This is a genomic window from Mesorhizobium sp. ORS 3428, from assembly GCF_001854785.1.
In the GTDB taxonomy this organism is placed as follows: domain Bacteria; phylum Pseudomonadota; class Alphaproteobacteria; order Rhizobiales; family Rhizobiaceae; genus Mesorhizobium.
Map to the genome: position 1 here is coordinate 1 of NZ_MDFL01000127.1, position 14,597 is coordinate 14,597.

Genomic DNA, 14,597 nt, shown 5'->3' on the forward strand with positions numbered 1-14,597 from the left:
CTCGCTCTGCATGAGCCCGAAGATCATGCTGTTCGACGAACCGACCTCCGCGCTCGATCCGGAAATGGTCAAGGAAGTGCTCGACACCATGGTTTCGCTTGCGGAGGAGGGCATGACCATGCTCTGCGTCTCGCACGAGATGGGTTTCGCCCGCCAGGTCGCCGACCGGGTCATCTTCATGGACGCCGGCCAGATCGTCGAGATGAACAGCCCGAACGAGTTCTTCGGCAATCCGCGGCACGAGCGTACCAAGCTCTTCCTCAGCCAGATCCTGCACTGACGAGGAAATAGTTCAGCACTCCGGAAACACAGTCGGTTTCGGGGCCATCATTTCCGAAAGGCGCTTGTCCGCTTCCGTGAAGAGTTTCGGGCGCCGGCAGGCGTACGAAAGTCCCCGAGGAAGGAACCCGCGGGCCACAGGCGATGGCTATGGGGATTTCGATTCTCGGCAGATGTCGGCGATGGTGCGACCGGTGTCGGGAGGCTCTGGGGTAGATGCGGACGGACCGCTTCGTTGCGCCTGCGCGCGGTTTTGTCGGGACGGTGGGAGGCTAGCCGCGGCTCTGTCGACGTTGATGATCACCATGGACAGGCGTGGATCCGGTGCCGGAGGCTGTGCGCCTACGACTTGAGACTGGATCATGCCATGCCGGGTCATGGGGCGGTCTCCCGGTTTGTCGTCCGTGCGCCCGGCGGTCCGCGCGGCTGCCTCCATCGTTCGAAGGTCTCGATGATGATCATGCGGCCGCCACAGCAGGGGCATGGCGGGCGGAAGTCGTCCGGTTCCTCCGTGGTGTCGTCATCGGACGGTGTGGCGACGTTCAGGAGTTCGCGAGCAATCGCGAGGCTGGCCTTGCGARCGGAGCCGGCAGCCAGGCCGTAGTGTCGGATGCGATGGAAGCCGCGCGGCAGGACGTGCAGCAGGAAGCGGCGGATGAACTCGGCGGTGGCGATCGTCATGACCTGCTGCCRCTCGGCGAGAGGGCAACGATAATCCTTGTAACGGAAGGTGACGCCGTTTTCGTCGAAACGGATGAGGCGGCTGTTCGAGATCGCGACCCGGTGCGTGTAGCGCGACAGATAGGCGAGGACCGCCTCCGGGCCGGCGAAGGGCGCCTTGGCGTAGACCACCCAGCGCTTCTTCCGGACTGGCGACAGGTGGCGCAGGAATGCCCGCCGTTCCGCGAGATAAGCAATTGCGCCGAAGAAGGCGAGCCGGCCAGCGTCGTGCAGCGCAACCAACCGGGAGAGGAACAGACGGCGGAACAGCTTGCCGAGCACGCGCACCGGCAGCAGGAAGGCCGGGCGCGACGATATCCAGCGGCTTACGCTGAGTGCAATGCCGCCGCCCGGCACGATCATGTGCGCGCTTGCGCGCCAGATCGGGACGGTCGACCGTATGCGTGAAGAAGAAGCGTAGCGCCGACACGATGYTGTTCATCGTCGGCACGGGAACACCGTCGTTCTGCTGCTCGATCTGGAACCGGCGCAGGTCATCGCTTGTCGCTGTATCCGGCGACCGGCCGAGGAACGTCGCCAGGCGTCCGATGTCGCGGAGATAGTTGCGCTGCGTCTCCTGTGAGAAACGCCGCATGTGCATGTCGTCGATCAGCCCTGACGCAGTGGACTGATAGGTGCATCAAGAACAGGATAGGGCATGGTACCAGAGTTAATCTAGTTCATCGTCCTGGGGTTCGCCAGACCATACGAGAGAATACGAAGGAAACGGGTTGGCGAACCAGCCGCTAACATGTGGATTTCCTGTCGAAAACGATGACCCTCGGGGCCTACCCAATGACAGGCTAATGCGGTCACTAGCAGCGTCGCGCTTCATCTCGGTGACAAAGTTCGCGATATGCAGCGCGCCCGAGAGCTGCCCTTCGTTCATCTATTTGCCCTAACGATTTGTCCCGTCTGAAATGGCATCAAACCAATCACAAGCCGACGCGATTTCCGACTCCTAAGTCCGCTTCGCCAGCAGACTGCTTGAAAGCGATCCGAAGCGGCAGCAGGGCGTATTTCTGTGGGGATATCTGTGGGGTAGCTGCAGCGGTGCGGCGCTAACTCATTGTTTTTTCTGGTCCGAGTGGCAGGATTTGAACCTGCGACCCCATCGTCCCGAACGGGCGGGTTGGCCAGCAAAAGCCCGGATTTCCGCCATTTCTCATGACATCTAAAGGCGTTTGTTCACCTTTATTTCCGGCGTTTCTGTGGGGTAACTGTGGGGTACGCGGAAATGTTCTGTTTCTGTGCCGCAGGCATCCTGACCATGTTTTTGGGCAGGCTTCTCGAGCGTGACTTGGAGATGCCGTTTCCCCGATGGTCCGACGCGCCCGTCACAACAGGCAGCTGTTGAGACGGTCGTTTYGTTCAAACGACCAGGATAGACTGAGCGAGGGGCAGCATTCGCTGCTGCGTCCACCGCTGCAGCTCATTGATCGAGCTCATCGAGGGCGCAGCCTGCGGATCGGATGGTGCGGATAACGTTGCGAGGCGAGATCGTTTTCAGCGTCTTTCCGAGGCGGCTGATATGGACGTCGACGGTGCATGCGGCGACATGAACGTTGTCGGGCCATGCCGCATTGATCGGGTCGTCGCGGTTAAAGATCTTGCCGCGGTTCTCGATCGGTTGACGACCGATATTGCTAGCTCGCACTGGGCTGTTCGCCAAAGAAAGCGGGGCCACCAAAATCGCCGCCCCGATCACTCAAGACCGCTACTTGCTCCAACGGCCTTCGTATTTGAACTCTGGAGCCGCCTTCAGCTGATCTTTGGTAGCATCCATGGTGGCAGTCCACTTCTTGTCGTTCTCGGAGTAGTTGATCTTGACGGCGGATGGGGCGACGATCACGTAACGCTCGGCGATGCCGACAAAGCCTCCCACCGAGACAACGTAGCCCGCAAGGGCGCTGTTAGAGATCAGCAAGTCCTTAATCTCGCCGACCGTTTCATTCGAACCGTTGACGATTTTCAGTCCGATCAAGTTATAGGTGATCCAGTCCGTGGGTTTGGCGGTGACATACGTTCCCGTCGGCGGGGTGGCCGCAGCTGTTGCCGGTGTCGCCAGCGCGGAAATGGCAGCTATGGCGATTAGAATCTTACGCATTAACTTTCTCCTGTCGAACGCGCCCAAACCTAGAAGCTGAACTAATTCGCTAGGGAACGGTTCCGCGCAGGAACGGAAAACAGGATCGGCATTGTTCAAGCGACATATTTCCTGGGCGAGGGCCCCAATGCAGGTGACGAATAGGCCGGTCGATCAAGCATGCGCTTGGCAGTACAGGCCACGAACTCCGGGGCCTTCTCTAGCGGAACTGCGTTCCCCTGACCTAAAATGCACTGGCAGAGTTCTGCCCAGCTCCCAAGAGTGTCTCGCATTAGGGTTGGAGAAGCGTTTAGCCGTAACGCAGATACTCACAGTCCCATGTCCTGAAGCTTGGCGTTGCCGGTTTCCCATTGAGGGCCATTGCACCGCGAACGTCTTATCCAAGCACTGACGCATTGGCGACGAACTGGATGGCGCGTCCGAAACGTGATGGCGCCGATCCGGACTTCAATTTTGCTAGTGAGATCGACCACTCCGAAGATTTCCGCGTCGAGCCTCTGCCGGCCAAAAAAGCCGTCGACATCGCATCGTTCAGGGCAAGGAGCGTCGCGCGAATCACCGTAAGTAGCGCTTGCTAACTTCGATCCGCGAAATTGGGACGGCTCCCCGAAAAAAAGTCTGAGATCAACTATCCGGTTCAAGCGGCTCATGATCCGGCTGTCCATGCCAAATGGATAGCAGGAGATCGCGTCGGTCGACCGGCTGGCCGCATTTCCTACAATAGCAGAAGTGATCCTGTTCGCGGGGAGGGTCGCCCCCAATCGGTGCCCGATACTGGGTGGCCCAAATTTCGAAAGCTTTGTCATCCATGCAATTTCCTGGCTTCGYGTGCCAAGGTCTTGCGGTCGTCGCCATGCTCGCGGATCAGGTCGCGCACTTGCTCGGGCGCAATCCGGTGCTGCTTGGCAAAGTATCGGACCTCATAATCGTCGTCCGTTGAGATACGATCGCGGTCCYGGAAATCACGCTTGGTTCTTTCGTCAGCCATGGCTTCTCCTCTGACGGGGGAAACTGCCACCTGCCACGAACGTTCCAATCTCTTTTCAGCAATCGCTAACGGGAACGCTTGCGCCTCTTCGACATTGGATCAAGTTTGGTATCGCGTAGGTTTTCGACGCGTAAGCCCCCGGCGGCGCCCTGCTGTCCCTCATTCTTCCAATGGAACCTGAGCTGGTCGAGCACTCGCCCAAAGTCGACGGGCGGAGCCACGACGTCAATTCGACGTCTGCCGTATCCAAGTCATCAAGGATGCTGACGGCATCCGCCTAATACACCAAATATCGGCTACTGGCCGCGGAGGCGGAGGAGCTCGAGTCGGAACGCTTCATCATTGAAAGCGAGACAATCGCGAGACGAAGCCGGGCTGTCGGATTTTCATGCGCTGCGCTCGGCGATGACCAAGCGGGCCGCAGGATCTGTGTCTGGTCGCATTCGACCTCCTGCTTCTCGACAGTCAYGATCTGCGGGACATGGTGCTGAGAGACCGCCGCGAGATTCTGCAGGCGCTCGTTCCCGCTGGCGGCCACATCCAATTCAGCGAAGCGGGCGTCGTTTCGAAGCGGCTGGATGGCGTCTATCGCGGAGCAACCATGAACTGGCGCAAGGTCAAATGCTTCGTCGAGAAGGAGATGGATATCATCTGCGCAAAGTGCACGACTGGGAAGCCGGCCATGATGCTTCCGGCGGACAACGGCCGATATATGGGCCGAGYGTTGATCACGTTCAAAGCCGACAAGCGCCAGCAGCTATGGGAGCGCGTCCTACGCAAGGCGGGCGCTCCTTCGCCGAAGGAAAAGGCCGAATTGCTCAGACCCGGCTTGGTGGGCCGGGCAAAAACCCTCAGGGGCGAGCAGATGCTACGCCACGTTTCATCAGAGAACTTGCGTGAAAAATGAATAAGCCACCGGAGTCGAGAAACTCGGGCGCGGACGGCGGCCAAACGGCCGCCGTAGGTTTTAGACCATGTCAGACGTACCTTGGTTCACTTTTCCAGAAGCCGAGGCATTGAGGCGCCATCGAGCAGAATGTCTTTCTTACGAGCGAAGGCTACGAAAACGCCTCTTGYAGTTTCAGGATCAACGTCTCCGACCAACGCGGCTTTGCAGGCGCGGATGGCGGCCTTCTGCTCCGGGCCGTTGCCGCACCAATCGACCGCAAACTGATAGGCATCGGCGACCGAGTTGAGCTGGCGTGGAAAGCCCAGCCCGACCCATACCCGAACCGGCTTTTCGAAAGGCTGGGATAGCATCGTGAACTTCTCCTTTCACGATGCGTTTAGGTGACCACTCCGCCGCCATGGCCGCGGTTGCCGACCATCCAAGGCAAGGTTGTGGTCACTTCCTCGTGGATTCTGGCGGACTTTGCGAACCCGCAAAACGCATCCCTGGCGGCTGACAGCGGATAGTTGCTGTCGAATGCTCGCTTGCAGGCACGAAGGGCCGTTTCGTAGACGCTGCCACGTCTGCTCTTGGGCCATTCGTAGAGAAATTCAAGAGCATCTTCGAGGCATGCGATTTCCTGGATGAGGCTGTTCCCGTTCTTCACGAAAACAGGGCTGTCGAACATATGGTCGTTCATAGGATCCTCCAAGTCGAACGAACAATTGAGTTGGGAACGGGCGTGCCGACAGCGGTCCGCCCGCCGAAAATATTGGTTCACACATTTGGAGCGTCAAGATCATGCCCGAACGCAGAAACGCCCTAAGGAATTCCCTGCGCGGACCGTGACTCTTGCGAACATATTCGCCTTCCTTGTGGCTATCCTGGCAGCGGCAACAAGCAGGTAGACCTTGACCAGATAGGAATATGTTCTCACTTCAGCAGACGCCGGAACAACAAACCGGAAAAATGGTCGAAGGTGCCGCCTGGACCCCGACGCATGCCCATGACGACCGGCAAGTGGCAGCCATCCACTGCGCCCGCTGCAACATCACGCGCTGCTACAAGCCAATCGAGTTGAGGGAGGTCATTGGYAACGTCACGATCCATAAGTGCGCAGCTGTTCTACCCAACTGAAGAGCAGGCCCACACGGTCCGCTTCCGGCGCCTGGTGCAGATCCGTTGGGAGAAGCGCGTGTTCTGGCGGATGAGTAATGAATAGCAGGGGCGGCCCGACAAGCTGGCGGGGTAGACCAGAAATGCCGGGCCTAACGGGCGGGGTTCGAAATCGAAGCACGCACCGGCTGACGATAAATATACGCCATTACTAATATGCCGATGCGCATCCATAAGGCGCAACCGGAGTAGCCCCAAAGTGCCGCTGCTTTTTCGGAGGACGCAACACCCTCCCTAGTTCCCACGCGCCCTTAATCTTGATCCCGGGAAGCTTTCACACGGATTAGCGGCCAGTCTGGCAGTTTGAGTATCCCTAAGCCACAGCGATTTCGTTTTTTGTTCCCGTAACTCTTTGCGATCGACGTCAGCGGCTGGTCGACCTTGCATCGCGGCGATCAGATAGTCGGCCCTGTTCGTTCGATAGTCTTCCTCTTTCACAGACATCGTTTTCCTCCCGTTCCGGGGCCCTCCGTCAGCCCGAACGGACACAGTACCTGCCGATGGACGGTAGAAGTCTACTAATCGTGGATTGTACTAAAATGACACACCTCGCTCGCCCCCAACGGCACTTGGTCGGCGATCGGTGTCAAGACCGGGCTCCGTTTGAGATTTCCCCACCGATGCACATTTTTCATACGTGATCGCGTAGTTGATCGCGTTAAGGAACCGCTCGGCTATCGCCTAGGCAAGGTYCCAGGTCATTACACGTCTGTCGACGCGGCATGCCTACTAGAATTGTTGGTTGGCTATATTTCGTCCGTGTCGCTTGTGCCCACCCCGCCAGCACGAGCATCTCGATTATCGAACGCAGAACGCCGCTGAGCGAATCTGCGCACGTGCCGCTATCGCTTTCAGCTTTCCTTGATTTCCGAACTCGGCGCACAAAACCACGCTTAACCCAAGGGTTCCTCCAGTTCGGCTGTGGAGCGAAACCAGCCGCCCTAGATCAAGGYTCGTTCTTAGCAGCCAGTCCAGTATCGGAAAGCTTTCGGCGAACTGATTCATCGGCCGCGTCGGCGGCGGACTTGACCACACCACTCACCTTGTCAGCTAACGTGCCTTCGCTCGATGCTTGTCGCTCGGCTTCATCGCTGCCTGCCTCATATACCTGGGCTGCAATCCGCTTCGCCTCGGAGGCGTTCTTTTCTGCACTGTCCCGAAGCTTGTCACGGTAGCCACCCAACTGCTCGTCCTCCAATTGTGTATCGGGCAGCATTGCGCCGATCGCGGCTCCTACGGCAAGACCAACCGCCGCCACGGYGAGAGGCCGATCCCGCAGCAGTTCCAGCCCTGAGCGGCTGGCTCTTGTCGCCATATCAGCCGTGCCTGTCGCCGTTTTTGTGAGCGTCTCAGTTGCTCCGCGTGCCACATCCGACACAGTATCGGCCGCGCTGCTGGCCATTCCCGATACCTTTTCCGCTGCACCGCCGACCACCTCGGCCGCCGTATCCGAAGTCATGGCGCCCGTTCCAGCACCGGTCGCGTCGTTGTGCTGGCCACGGCCACGGCCTGGTGTATAGCCGGGAGCAGTAATTGCGGCAGAAGCGCCGCGGCCCARCATCAGCCATGCCAGGCTGGCGCCGATCACGGTGAGAGGCAAGGGATTGTCTCGCACTTGGGCTTTCAGGTTGCGGAGCAACTCGGTGCCTCCGCTGTTGGCAAAGAGTCCGGTGAATTCGTCCAATAGCTGCCCCGGCGTCATTTTGTTGCGAATGGAGTCAGCAGTCGCCACTAGCCTAGCACGCGTGGCCTCGGCCTCGCGTGCGAGTTCGGCTGCGGATTTGTCGGTCATCTCGCTTGTTCCTTGATCACGTTCGCGTCACGCTTCAGCTGCTCCCGCGTGCGATCCGGCATCAGCTCAGAGGGTGCCATGCTTGCCTTGCCGGTTCGCAACAGGATGACGCCCAGCACGGCCACAACCACTCCTACGAGCAAGGCCGACCATCCGGCGCCCAGTCCCAAGCGCGCCAGAGCAATGACGAGCGCCTGCAACAGAACCATCAGGGCAGCGAGCAAACATATCGCGCCGCCCAGAACCTCGATGGCACCGGCTTCGGCCTTAGTCACGTTCTCGGATATTTCTGCTCGCAGGAGCCTGGCCTCCGTTTGGATCAGCGTGCTCACCTGCTGCGCGAGATCACCTACCAGAGTGCCGAGGCTTGGATTGTCCTGGGTGCTCATCTTTTCAGCTCCGCTGCCTGCCCGGGAACGCCGTCATCCACGCTCCTGCTGGGCGCCGTGGCGTACCCGGGCTCGGTCCTTTCCGCATCGGCTTGCCGGACATTGGTTGGCTCGGTTGCCGCCCCCGCCTGCGTCTTGGGCGGGGTAGCCTTCATGAACCGTCCGAGCGCCAGTCCGGCCAGCACAGAACCGGCAATTAGCGTGCCCGGATTCCGGCGGCCGAAGGACTGAACGTCTTCAACCACCTGTACGAACGGTCTTTCTCRCAACGAGGACGAAAGTTCTTCCAGTCCGCCCGCCGCATCCCGCGTGAATTTCGAGGCCGCGTTTTGATCCTTGTTGGCGAGATAATCGCTTGCGGCGCGCAAGGCGCCACCCAATGCAGCCAGACTTGATCCGRTATCGCGCTGGGTTTCCTCTGCCTTTTTCGACAGAGCCTGCTGCGCGTCGGTTGCGTACTGCCCGGTCCTGCGAGAGACCTCGTCACGCGTATGGTCGAGCGCCTCTGTGGCGCTTTCGGTTTCTTTCTGGACTCGGTCGGAAACTTCGCTCTTCGCCTTGGTGAATTCAGYGGGCCCGTGGCCCTGATCATTCTCGCGCTGCATGATGCCTCCTAGTGAAAGCCGAGGAAGGAGAGCACCGCGAGCACGACGACGATAAGACCGATAAGATAGATGACACTGTTCATGGCGCAGGCTCCTCGATCAGACCCAACTTCGCGCACGCCTCTATGTTCCCTTCAGGGGCAATTTTTTGTAAGTGGCCGCTTACTTTTGTCGGTGCGCTCGGAGCCGGAAACCTCTTCGGTCGAGCAGAGCAATCTTGGGCGCCGCGGATCGGAAATGTCGAGCTTGCTCCACGGTATGCGATAGAGGCCGTCCTCGCGGCGCAGCGCTAACAGATCGAGCAATGCAGTGCCGAAAGTCGAGGCGGACAGGCGTTCGAACGCAGCGAAGATCCCGACATGGAATTCGGTAACAACAAGGTCGTCACCGTCCTGCTCGGCGATGATCTCCTCGACATAACCGATGCTCCTGCCGCCCTCCGAAAACACGCGCCGACCAGCCAGATGCTCGAGATTTACGTTCGCCATCCTCAGGCTYCCGGGATCCGGCCAACGAAATGATCGCGCAGCCAATCCTGCCAGGCGAAGATTTTGGTTCTGCGCACGTCAATGTCGAATTCGATGTCGACCCCGATATCGCGCACCTTGTTCCATGCAATCCGATGCGGCCTTGCCACACACTTGCCGCTCAGCTTTGCCGCGAGTCGCGCGGTCCATTGCCCAGGCCTCGCGCCAAGGCGTCGTGCCAGCGCAATCGAGCCAAGTTCGATGGCAACGACCCTGGGCGGCTCGCCCTGCCTCAGTTCGACTACCAATCCATCGACCTTGCCGATCTTGACCTGTTCGCGATCAACGACTTGCTTGTCCAGAATATCGCGCAGCAGCTGCATCAGGTGCCTCCGAATATCTGCAGGGGAATGGTCACTACAGCCAGCACGAAGCCCAGCGCGACGACGAAAATCACGGCGGAATTTGAAATAACGCCGTTGCGGTGCTCGCCGATATAGCGATCGTCATTCAGCAGAAAGAGGAACGGAACGACCGTAAGCGGCAAGCTGGCTGCAGTCAGCGCCATAGAGAAGATGGTGAGCCTCAGCGGATCGACACCGAGCACTAAGGGGACCGCGGCAAGAAAGAGCGTCAGGGTGTAAACCAGGCTGAAGCCGGGGTCGTCACGCGGCCTAAGATTCTCGCCCCACGGCCARCCGAATCCTTGCGCGATGAGATAGGYCTGCTGCAGCGCCAGTTCGAGCGCAGCCCCGAAACATGCGACCGCGAGYGAAGCAATGAAGAGGAAGAAGCCCCAGAAGCCAAATATCGGGATCAGCATCAGTGAGAGYTGGTTGTAGTCGCCCACCTTCTTCACGCCGTGGGCGCCGAGCACAAGCGCGGCCACGATCAGAACGGCGATGGAGATTGCTCCCCCGAATCCCATGCCGAGGCCGGCGATCACCCGGTTAGCACCGAGATAGCTCTTGTCCCATTTRTCTTCGATCGCGCCGGAGGAATAAAACATGAAAAGGTAGGGAGAGATTGAAGCGCCGAGAATGCTGACGGCCATGAACCAATAGTTTGCCGTGTCGTGGTGCGRCAGGCTCGGCAAGGCGCCAAGGCCAACCTGCTTCCATTCGGGGTGGAGCATCACCGTCGCGACCACAAAGCAGAGCGTGACAAGGCCCAACATCGAGACGCCTTGCTCTATGAGGCCGAACGTTCCTTTCCATAACATCAGCCAGGCGAGGAAAGCCGCCGGCAACGCCCACCACCGAAAACTGATCCCGGTGGCGAGCTCGGCGGCTATAGCAAGCCCTCCTATCTCGGCGGAAAGCACCATGATGTTGACYAGCAGGACTGCGAGCAGCGGCCAGACGAAGGCATTGAAGCCGAACCGTTCGCGGATTCCATCAGCGATCGTGTGATGGCTGACCGCGGCAAAGCGACCGGCCATTTCGACCAGGAAGACGATGCAAATGGTCCCAAGCACGATCGCCCAGATGAGCTGGAAACCGAACAGGGCGCCCGCCTGCGCCGCCGTTGCCATAGAACCGACCTCCAGAAAACCCCCAACGCTAGTTACGACGCCCAGCGAAATTTGGAGCAGCTTCTTCATCGTTGCGGCGTGAAATAGTCGCGATAGGCAGTGGCGAGATCTGCTTGCGCGGCGCGCAGCTCCTGCCGCGCCTGGTTGGCCTGTACCGGCTGTCCAGCTTGGAAAGCGCTCTCAGCCCGGCTCGCCGCGTTAAATAGCCGGCTCACCGCTGTCCCCATTGTGTCCCGCTTCGCAATTTCGGACGAGGAGGACGATTCAACTCGGCGGCGGGCATCGACGAGTGTCCTGCCAAACAATTGCAAGCCAGCCGATGCGTAGTGCGACGGTGCGGCACCGGAAAGCCAGACATCGGTGACCAATTTCGCCGATTCCGCAGTCGAGGCCCCACGCCTCGACTGCTCAACGGTTTCAGACGAAGAGCAGGAGGCAAGTACCAGTGCCAGCACGTGCAGTACAGGCAGACTTCGCCAGACAATGCTGCTCAATGTCTTCCTCCCGCTGCTGCTTCAAGCATGAAGATAAAGGCAGCGCCGACCGGAAAGTTCCGCACCGAAGGCCGGTTGCACAGCGCTGTCGTTGGCTAATTCCGGCAGAATATCGGCCGCTAAGCTCCCCGTCGTCGGCAGCAGCTCACCCCGCGCGCGTCAAGACCAGTCGACCGCCGATAGGTTTAATCGAGCACTGCGACACCCGACGGCTTACGCCCAGGGGGCAGCCTTCGAAGCGGCCTCCGAGCTTGTGGTCCACTCCGGGTCAATGAAAAGGCCGCTTCAGATGAATACAAATGAAACGGCCTTCTCACCAGCGGCGCTTAATAGGCGTTCTTGGGCGCGGCAGTCCTCGCAGCTTGCTTCTTGTGCCTCACCGGGCACTTATGCCTCTTGGTCGGCTTGCAAACCTTCTTGTTTGTTACCTCCTTTTGATGTGGCCTCTTAGCCGTAGTTGCGGCCGGCGTTGTGGTCGTGTCGGTCGAAGCAGCCGGAGCGGTGGTGTTGGTTGCGGCAGCGTCGCCGGGAGCCGGCATCGTGAAAGCCAGAACAACAGCGAGGCTGAGGGCCGAGAGAACGGACTTTGTCATGGTTTTGTCTCCTTGCTGTGCAGGTCGGTTTTGGGTGTCACTGCATCGGGATCGATCGGTGTCACGCCAAGCAGCTTCAAAGCGTTTGCGAACGCCCGGATTCCCTGCGCCTGCTTCTTGTTGGCGCAGAGCCGGTTTCCCTTTCTTTGCAGTGCCTTCGCCGCGGTGACCTGCGTTGACGCGGCATGGGTTTCGAGGGCTTCGTCGACCTGGTGGCTAAGATTGTTGCAGTGCTCCGTCCGGGTCGTCGCAACTTTTGCTTCTCCGGCCCAAAGCGGGCGGGCAACGAGCGAAATGCCGAACAACACACCAATCAGGCTGATCGGGAATCTTTGCATCGCTTGTCGCCAATCCGAACAAGTTGCTGCAATGCTGCAGCCGATGAACGACCCTCTCGAGCCAATTCTACGCTCGTACCATTTCTGGAGTTTGTCTGGAGTGTTTCTGAATTGTATCTGACGCCGCCCGCGTGCTGGGGATTCGCGAGAGGTGCCCCTACCAATTCCGGCTGAGCACAGGAGGGCGTCGGTTGTGGCCGCTTAGCCGAGCGCCAAGTCGATGGTTCAGAAGCTGCTAACGGAACACTTACGACCGCACGATCTTATATAAAAAACTGCCCTTGTCTGGAGCTGCGATGCGCAAGCCCGCCGTCCGGCTGTCTTTCGTCCGTCCAATGGAGCCTGAGCCGACCGCGCGACCGCCCAAGGGGGATGGCTGGAGCCACGAAATCAAGTTCGCCGGTTACCGTACCCAAATTATCAAGGACGCGCACGRCATCCGACTCTTTACTAAAACCGGCATTGACTGGACGTCCAAATATCGGCCGATTGCCGAGGAGGCGGAGAAGCTTGAGGCGGAAACCTTTATCATTGAAGGGGAGGTGATCGTTACGGACTCCGCCGGTCTTTCCCAATTGCAGTCGCTACACTCAGCGATAACCAGACGCCCGCAAGATCTCTACCTAATGGCCTTCGACCTCTTGCACTTCAAAGGGTACGATCTATGCAATATGGCGCTGGTCGACCGCCGCGAGATGCTTCAAGTGCTGATCCCGATCGGTGGCCATATCCAGTTCAGCGAAACGCTCCCAGGGCATGGCGAGGCCGCGCTCCATCTTGCTTGCGAGGCAGGCCTGGGGGGGCATTGTGTCGAAGCGGCTGGACAGTGTCTATCGCAGCGGCCCAACTATGAATTGGCGCAAGATTACGTGCTAGATCAAAAGAATGAATCTCGGCGCGGAAGCGCGTGCGCGGCAAGGCGGCAATGGTGCTGTCAACCTGGGGCCATTGCCATCGTTAAATTAGATCCGAAAATCGGCAGCGGCTATGTCACACCATGCAGGTATAATGCGKGCGTCTGTCACTGGCGGGACTGATGGGTGAATTAGGTYACGGCGAAGACGCCGAGCACCATCAGCAGGAAAATCACAAGCACGATGCCGATCAGGACACGTGCGCCCATTGCTGCAGCTCCGGCGAGCGCCGGCATGCCGAGCAGGCTAGCTGCCGCGGCGACAATCAACAGAATAATAATCCACCTGAGCATAGCAGACTCCGATCGATTTGCGATGTGGAACCAACGCATTTTGCGGGCTCGAGTTCCCGTGACTGGATCGAGCTAGACCTTGGAATAGCAGCTGGATAACGCCCCGATGCCGGTTTCCACCAGAAGCCAGGAGGCGTGGCAGATGGCTCCAACCACGTTGTTCGCCGACCAGAAGGCTCTTATGAAATCGAGCGCTCTCATGGAATCCAACAGCTGATGCGGGTTCGTTCAAGCTTCGCCTATGTTGACCCCAACCTGCTGACAGGCATTTGGGATCGGAACTCTCATACGGCCACAAAAATAACTTTAAAGATGGAAACAGCCTGCCAGCTAGACTAAGGTGTCGAGTATTTTTGATGGCTGCCTGAGACTTCCTTCATTTTTCAAGTATCAGTCATTAAGATGGGTCTATCTTGGTGACCGGCTCGCGACCCTCGACTCTCCACTTCAGCGTGCTAGACAGCAGAAGCTATGTGCTTCAATCTGGAGCCGTAGCCGGCGCCGTGTAGCGCCGSCGTACCGCGTCCAATACGCGCTTCCGGCTTTCCTGTGCCGACAGAGATTTGTCTTTCTCGGCAGTGGCGGTCTCCTGGGCCAAGTCTTTGTCCTTGATCTGGTCGCGAAACCATTTGGAATAGTCGCCAGCGCGCAGGTGGTATTCCCAGGTTAAGTCATCGATGCCTTCTGCCATTTGGGCAAAGATGATCAGATTGTGGGCCCTAAGATTCATAGCGTTATCAGGGCCTCTAAAGTAAAAGCTGCCAGACGCGTCGAGCTCACCCTCCGCGTACTTGCGACTGTGCCGCTTGAGGGACTGGCGCGGCTCGATTGCCTTAACTGTCACCGCTTGCTTGCCCGAGCCCGGCCGCCACACAAGGATCCGTTTTCCCTTCGGAGCAGATATGTGCTTGGGCGCCTTGGCTCCTGTCTCTTGACAGAACGTCTCGATGACTTTCTTTGACTTTGACCCGAGCGCTATCACGAGCGTCACGAGGCGTAAGGCATCTGTCGAGATCGCT

At 58.9% G+C, this 14,597-nt stretch carries 19 protein-coding genes and 4 pseudogenes; 3 read left to right on the plus strand and 20 right to left on the minus strand.

Annotated features, from left to right (window positions below; all coding sequences use genetic code 11):
• A pseudogene (locus tag ORS3428_RS21425) lies at nucleotides 1–280 on the plus strand (amino acid ABC transporter ATP-binding protein); the annotation flags it as partial.
• Nucleotides 281–654: 374 nt separating this feature from the next.
• Here ORS3428_RS21425 and ORS3428_RS21430 read toward each other — a convergent pair.
• The 6 genes and pseudogenes from ORS3428_RS21430 to ORS3428_RS21450 all read right to left on the minus strand — a co-directional run.
• Nucleotides 655–1,472: pseudogene (locus ORS3428_RS21430) on the minus strand (IS91 family transposase); the annotation flags it as partial.
• Nucleotides 1,445–1,600, minus strand: a pseudogene (locus tag ORS3428_RS34070) (phage integrase N-terminal SAM-like domain-containing protein); the annotation flags it as partial. The pseudogenes ORS3428_RS34070 and ORS3428_RS21430, both read right to left, overlap by 28 nt.
• Nucleotides 1,601–2,431: 831 nt before the next feature.
• Nucleotides 2,432–2,707 (minus strand): helix-turn-helix domain-containing protein, encoded by a 276-nt coding sequence (locus ORS3428_RS21435; protein ID WP_083355243.1) that lies wholly within the window; start codon nucleotides 2,705–2,707, stop codon nucleotides 2,432–2,434.
• Nucleotides 2,708–2,716: 9 nt separating this feature from the next.
• Nucleotides 2,717–3,106 (minus strand): PRC-barrel domain-containing protein, encoded by a 390-nt coding sequence (locus ORS3428_RS21440; protein ID WP_071100302.1) that lies wholly within the window; start codon nucleotides 3,104–3,106, stop codon nucleotides 2,717–2,719.
• 308 nt (nucleotides 3,107–3,414) lie between these two features.
• Nucleotides 3,415–3,912: a hypothetical protein gene (locus tag ORS3428_RS34075; RefSeq protein WP_244508053.1), complete on the minus strand. Its 498-nt coding sequence runs from the start codon at nucleotides 3,910–3,912 to the stop codon at nucleotides 3,415–3,417.
• A complete protein-coding gene (locus ORS3428_RS21450) occupies nucleotides 3,909–4,094 on the minus strand; it encodes a DUF3606 domain-containing protein (protein ID WP_071100304.1) in 186 nt (61 codons plus the stop codon). The genes ORS3428_RS34075 and ORS3428_RS21450 overlap by 4 nt, the downstream gene beginning before the upstream one ends.
• A 481-nt stretch (nucleotides 4,095–4,575) precedes the next feature.
• Between ORS3428_RS21450 and ORS3428_RS34080 the strand changes: the two genes are divergently transcribed.
• Nucleotides 4,576–5,001 (plus strand): hypothetical protein, encoded by a 426-nt coding sequence (locus tag ORS3428_RS34080; RefSeq protein WP_244508054.1) that lies wholly within the window; start codon nucleotides 4,576–4,578, stop codon nucleotides 4,999–5,001.
• 86 nt (nucleotides 5,002–5,087) lie between these two features.
• Here ORS3428_RS34080 and ORS3428_RS21460 read toward each other — a convergent pair whose 3' ends face one another.
• The 11 genes from ORS3428_RS21460 to ORS3428_RS21500 form a co-directional block, all read right to left on the minus strand.
• The gene (locus ORS3428_RS21460; protein WP_071100305.1) at nucleotides 5,088–5,354 is read right to left on the minus strand and encodes a DUF982 domain-containing protein; all 267 of its coding nucleotides are present in this window, start codon (nucleotides 5,352–5,354) and stop codon (nucleotides 5,088–5,090) included.
• Nucleotides 5,355–5,380: 26 nt separating this feature from the next.
• On the minus strand, nucleotides 5,381–5,683 hold the full coding sequence (locus ORS3428_RS21465) for a DUF982 domain-containing protein (RefSeq protein ID WP_071100306.1): 303 nt from the start codon (nucleotides 5,681–5,683) through the stop codon (nucleotides 5,381–5,383).
• Nucleotides 5,684–7,105: 1,422 nt separating this feature from the next.
• Nucleotides 7,106–7,951 (minus strand): DUF3618 domain-containing protein, encoded by an 846-nt coding sequence (locus tag ORS3428_RS21470; RefSeq protein WP_071100307.1) that lies wholly within the window; start codon nucleotides 7,949–7,951, stop codon nucleotides 7,106–7,108.
• On the minus strand, nucleotides 7,948–8,340 hold the full coding sequence (locus ORS3428_RS21475) for a phage holin family protein (protein WP_071100308.1): 393 nt from the start codon (nucleotides 8,338–8,340) through the stop codon (nucleotides 7,948–7,950). The genes ORS3428_RS21470 and ORS3428_RS21475 overlap by 4 nt, the downstream gene beginning before the upstream one ends.
• Nucleotides 8,337–8,945: a hypothetical protein gene (locus ORS3428_RS21480; protein ID WP_071100309.1), complete on the minus strand. Its 609-nt coding sequence runs from the start codon at nucleotides 8,943–8,945 to the stop codon at nucleotides 8,337–8,339. Before ORS3428_RS21480 ends, ORS3428_RS21475 begins: the two co-directional genes overlap by 4 nt.
• A 134-nt stretch (nucleotides 8,946–9,079) precedes the next feature.
• Nucleotides 9,080–9,433 carry a hypothetical protein gene (locus ORS3428_RS21485; RefSeq protein ID WP_071100310.1) on the minus strand — a complete coding sequence of 118 codons (354 nt, stop codon included), beginning with the start codon at nucleotides 9,431–9,433 and terminating at the stop codon, nucleotides 9,080–9,082.
• A 2-nt stretch (nucleotides 9,434–9,435) separates the two neighbouring features.
• A complete protein-coding gene (locus ORS3428_RS21490) occupies nucleotides 9,436–9,795 on the minus strand; it encodes a hypothetical protein (protein WP_071100311.1) in 360 nt (119 codons plus the stop codon).
• On the minus strand, nucleotides 9,795–11,015 hold the full coding sequence (locus ORS3428_RS21495; RefSeq protein ID WP_071100312.1) for an NRAMP family divalent metal transporter: 1,221 nt from the start codon (nucleotides 11,013–11,015) through the stop codon (nucleotides 9,795–9,797). The genes ORS3428_RS21490 and ORS3428_RS21495 overlap by 1 nt, the downstream gene beginning before the upstream one ends.
• A complete protein-coding gene (locus ORS3428_RS33110; protein ID WP_131802938.1) occupies nucleotides 11,012–11,440 on the minus strand; it encodes a hypothetical protein in 429 nt (142 codons plus the stop codon). Before ORS3428_RS33110 ends, ORS3428_RS21495 begins: the two co-directional genes overlap by 4 nt.
• Nucleotides 11,441–11,766: 326 nt before the next feature.
• A complete protein-coding gene (locus ORS3428_RS31730; protein WP_083355245.1) occupies nucleotides 11,767–12,033 on the minus strand; it encodes a hypothetical protein in 267 nt (88 codons plus the stop codon).
• Entirely contained in the window at nucleotides 12,030–12,371 is a 342-nt protein-coding gene (locus ORS3428_RS21500) for a hypothetical protein (protein WP_071100313.1), read from the minus strand. Before ORS3428_RS21500 ends, ORS3428_RS31730 begins: the two co-directional genes overlap by 4 nt.
• Nucleotides 12,372–12,667: 296 nt before the next feature.
• On the opposite strand from ORS3428_RS21500, the gene ORS3428_RS21505 reads away from it, so the two are divergent.
• Nucleotides 12,668–13,408, plus strand: coding sequence for an ATP-dependent DNA ligase (locus ORS3428_RS21505; RefSeq protein WP_244508055.1), 741 nt, complete (start codon nucleotides 12,668–12,670; stop codon nucleotides 13,406–13,408).
• A gap of 8 nt (nucleotides 13,409–13,416) precedes the next feature.
• Here the strand turns inward: ORS3428_RS21505 and ORS3428_RS21510 are convergent, their stop codons facing one another.
• The 3 genes and pseudogenes from ORS3428_RS21510 to ORS3428_RS21515 form a co-directional block, all read right to left on the minus strand.
• Nucleotides 13,417–13,578: a DUF1328 family protein gene (locus tag ORS3428_RS21510; RefSeq protein ID WP_071100315.1), complete on the minus strand. Its 162-nt coding sequence runs from the start codon at nucleotides 13,576–13,578 to the stop codon at nucleotides 13,417–13,419.
• A gap of 72 nt (nucleotides 13,579–13,650) precedes the next feature.
• Nucleotides 13,651–13,791, minus strand: a complete 141-nt coding sequence (locus tag ORS3428_RS34250; protein WP_274534820.1) for a hypothetical protein — start codon at nucleotides 13,789–13,791, stop codon at nucleotides 13,651–13,653.
• Between the two features lie 265 nt (nucleotides 13,792–14,056).
• Nucleotides 14,057–14,597: pseudogene (locus ORS3428_RS21515) on the minus strand (phosphoglycolate phosphatase); the annotation flags it as partial.

Bases quoted from the DNA above. Each gene is read 5' to 3' on its own strand.
- ORS3428_RS21465 (WP_071100306.1), bottom strand. From the start codon at position 5,683: ATGAACGACCATATGTTCGACAGCCCTGTTTTCGTGAAGAACGGGAAC.
- ORS3428_RS21440 (WP_071100302.1), bottom strand. From the start codon at position 3,106: ATGCGTAAGATTCTAATCGCCATAGCTGCCATTTCCGCGCTGGCGACA.
- ORS3428_RS31730 (WP_083355245.1), bottom strand. From the start codon at position 12,033: ATGACAAAGTCCGTTCTCTCGGCCCTCAGCCTCGCTGTTGTTCTGGCT.
- ORS3428_RS34075 (WP_244508053.1), bottom strand. From the start codon at position 3,912: ATGACAAAGCTTTCGAAATTTGGGCCACCCAGTATCGGGCACCGATTG.
- ORS3428_RS21500 (WP_071100313.1), bottom strand. From the start codon at position 12,371: ATGCAAAGATTCCCGATCAGCCTGATTGGTGTGTTGTTCGGCATTTCG.
- ORS3428_RS21485 (WP_071100310.1), bottom strand. From the start codon at position 9,433: ATGGCGAACGTAAATCTCGAGCATCTGGCTGGTCGGCGCGTGTTTTCG.
- ORS3428_RS21475 (WP_071100308.1), bottom strand. From the start codon at position 8,340: ATGAGCACCCAGGACAATCCAAGCCTCGGCACTCTGGTAGGTGATCTC.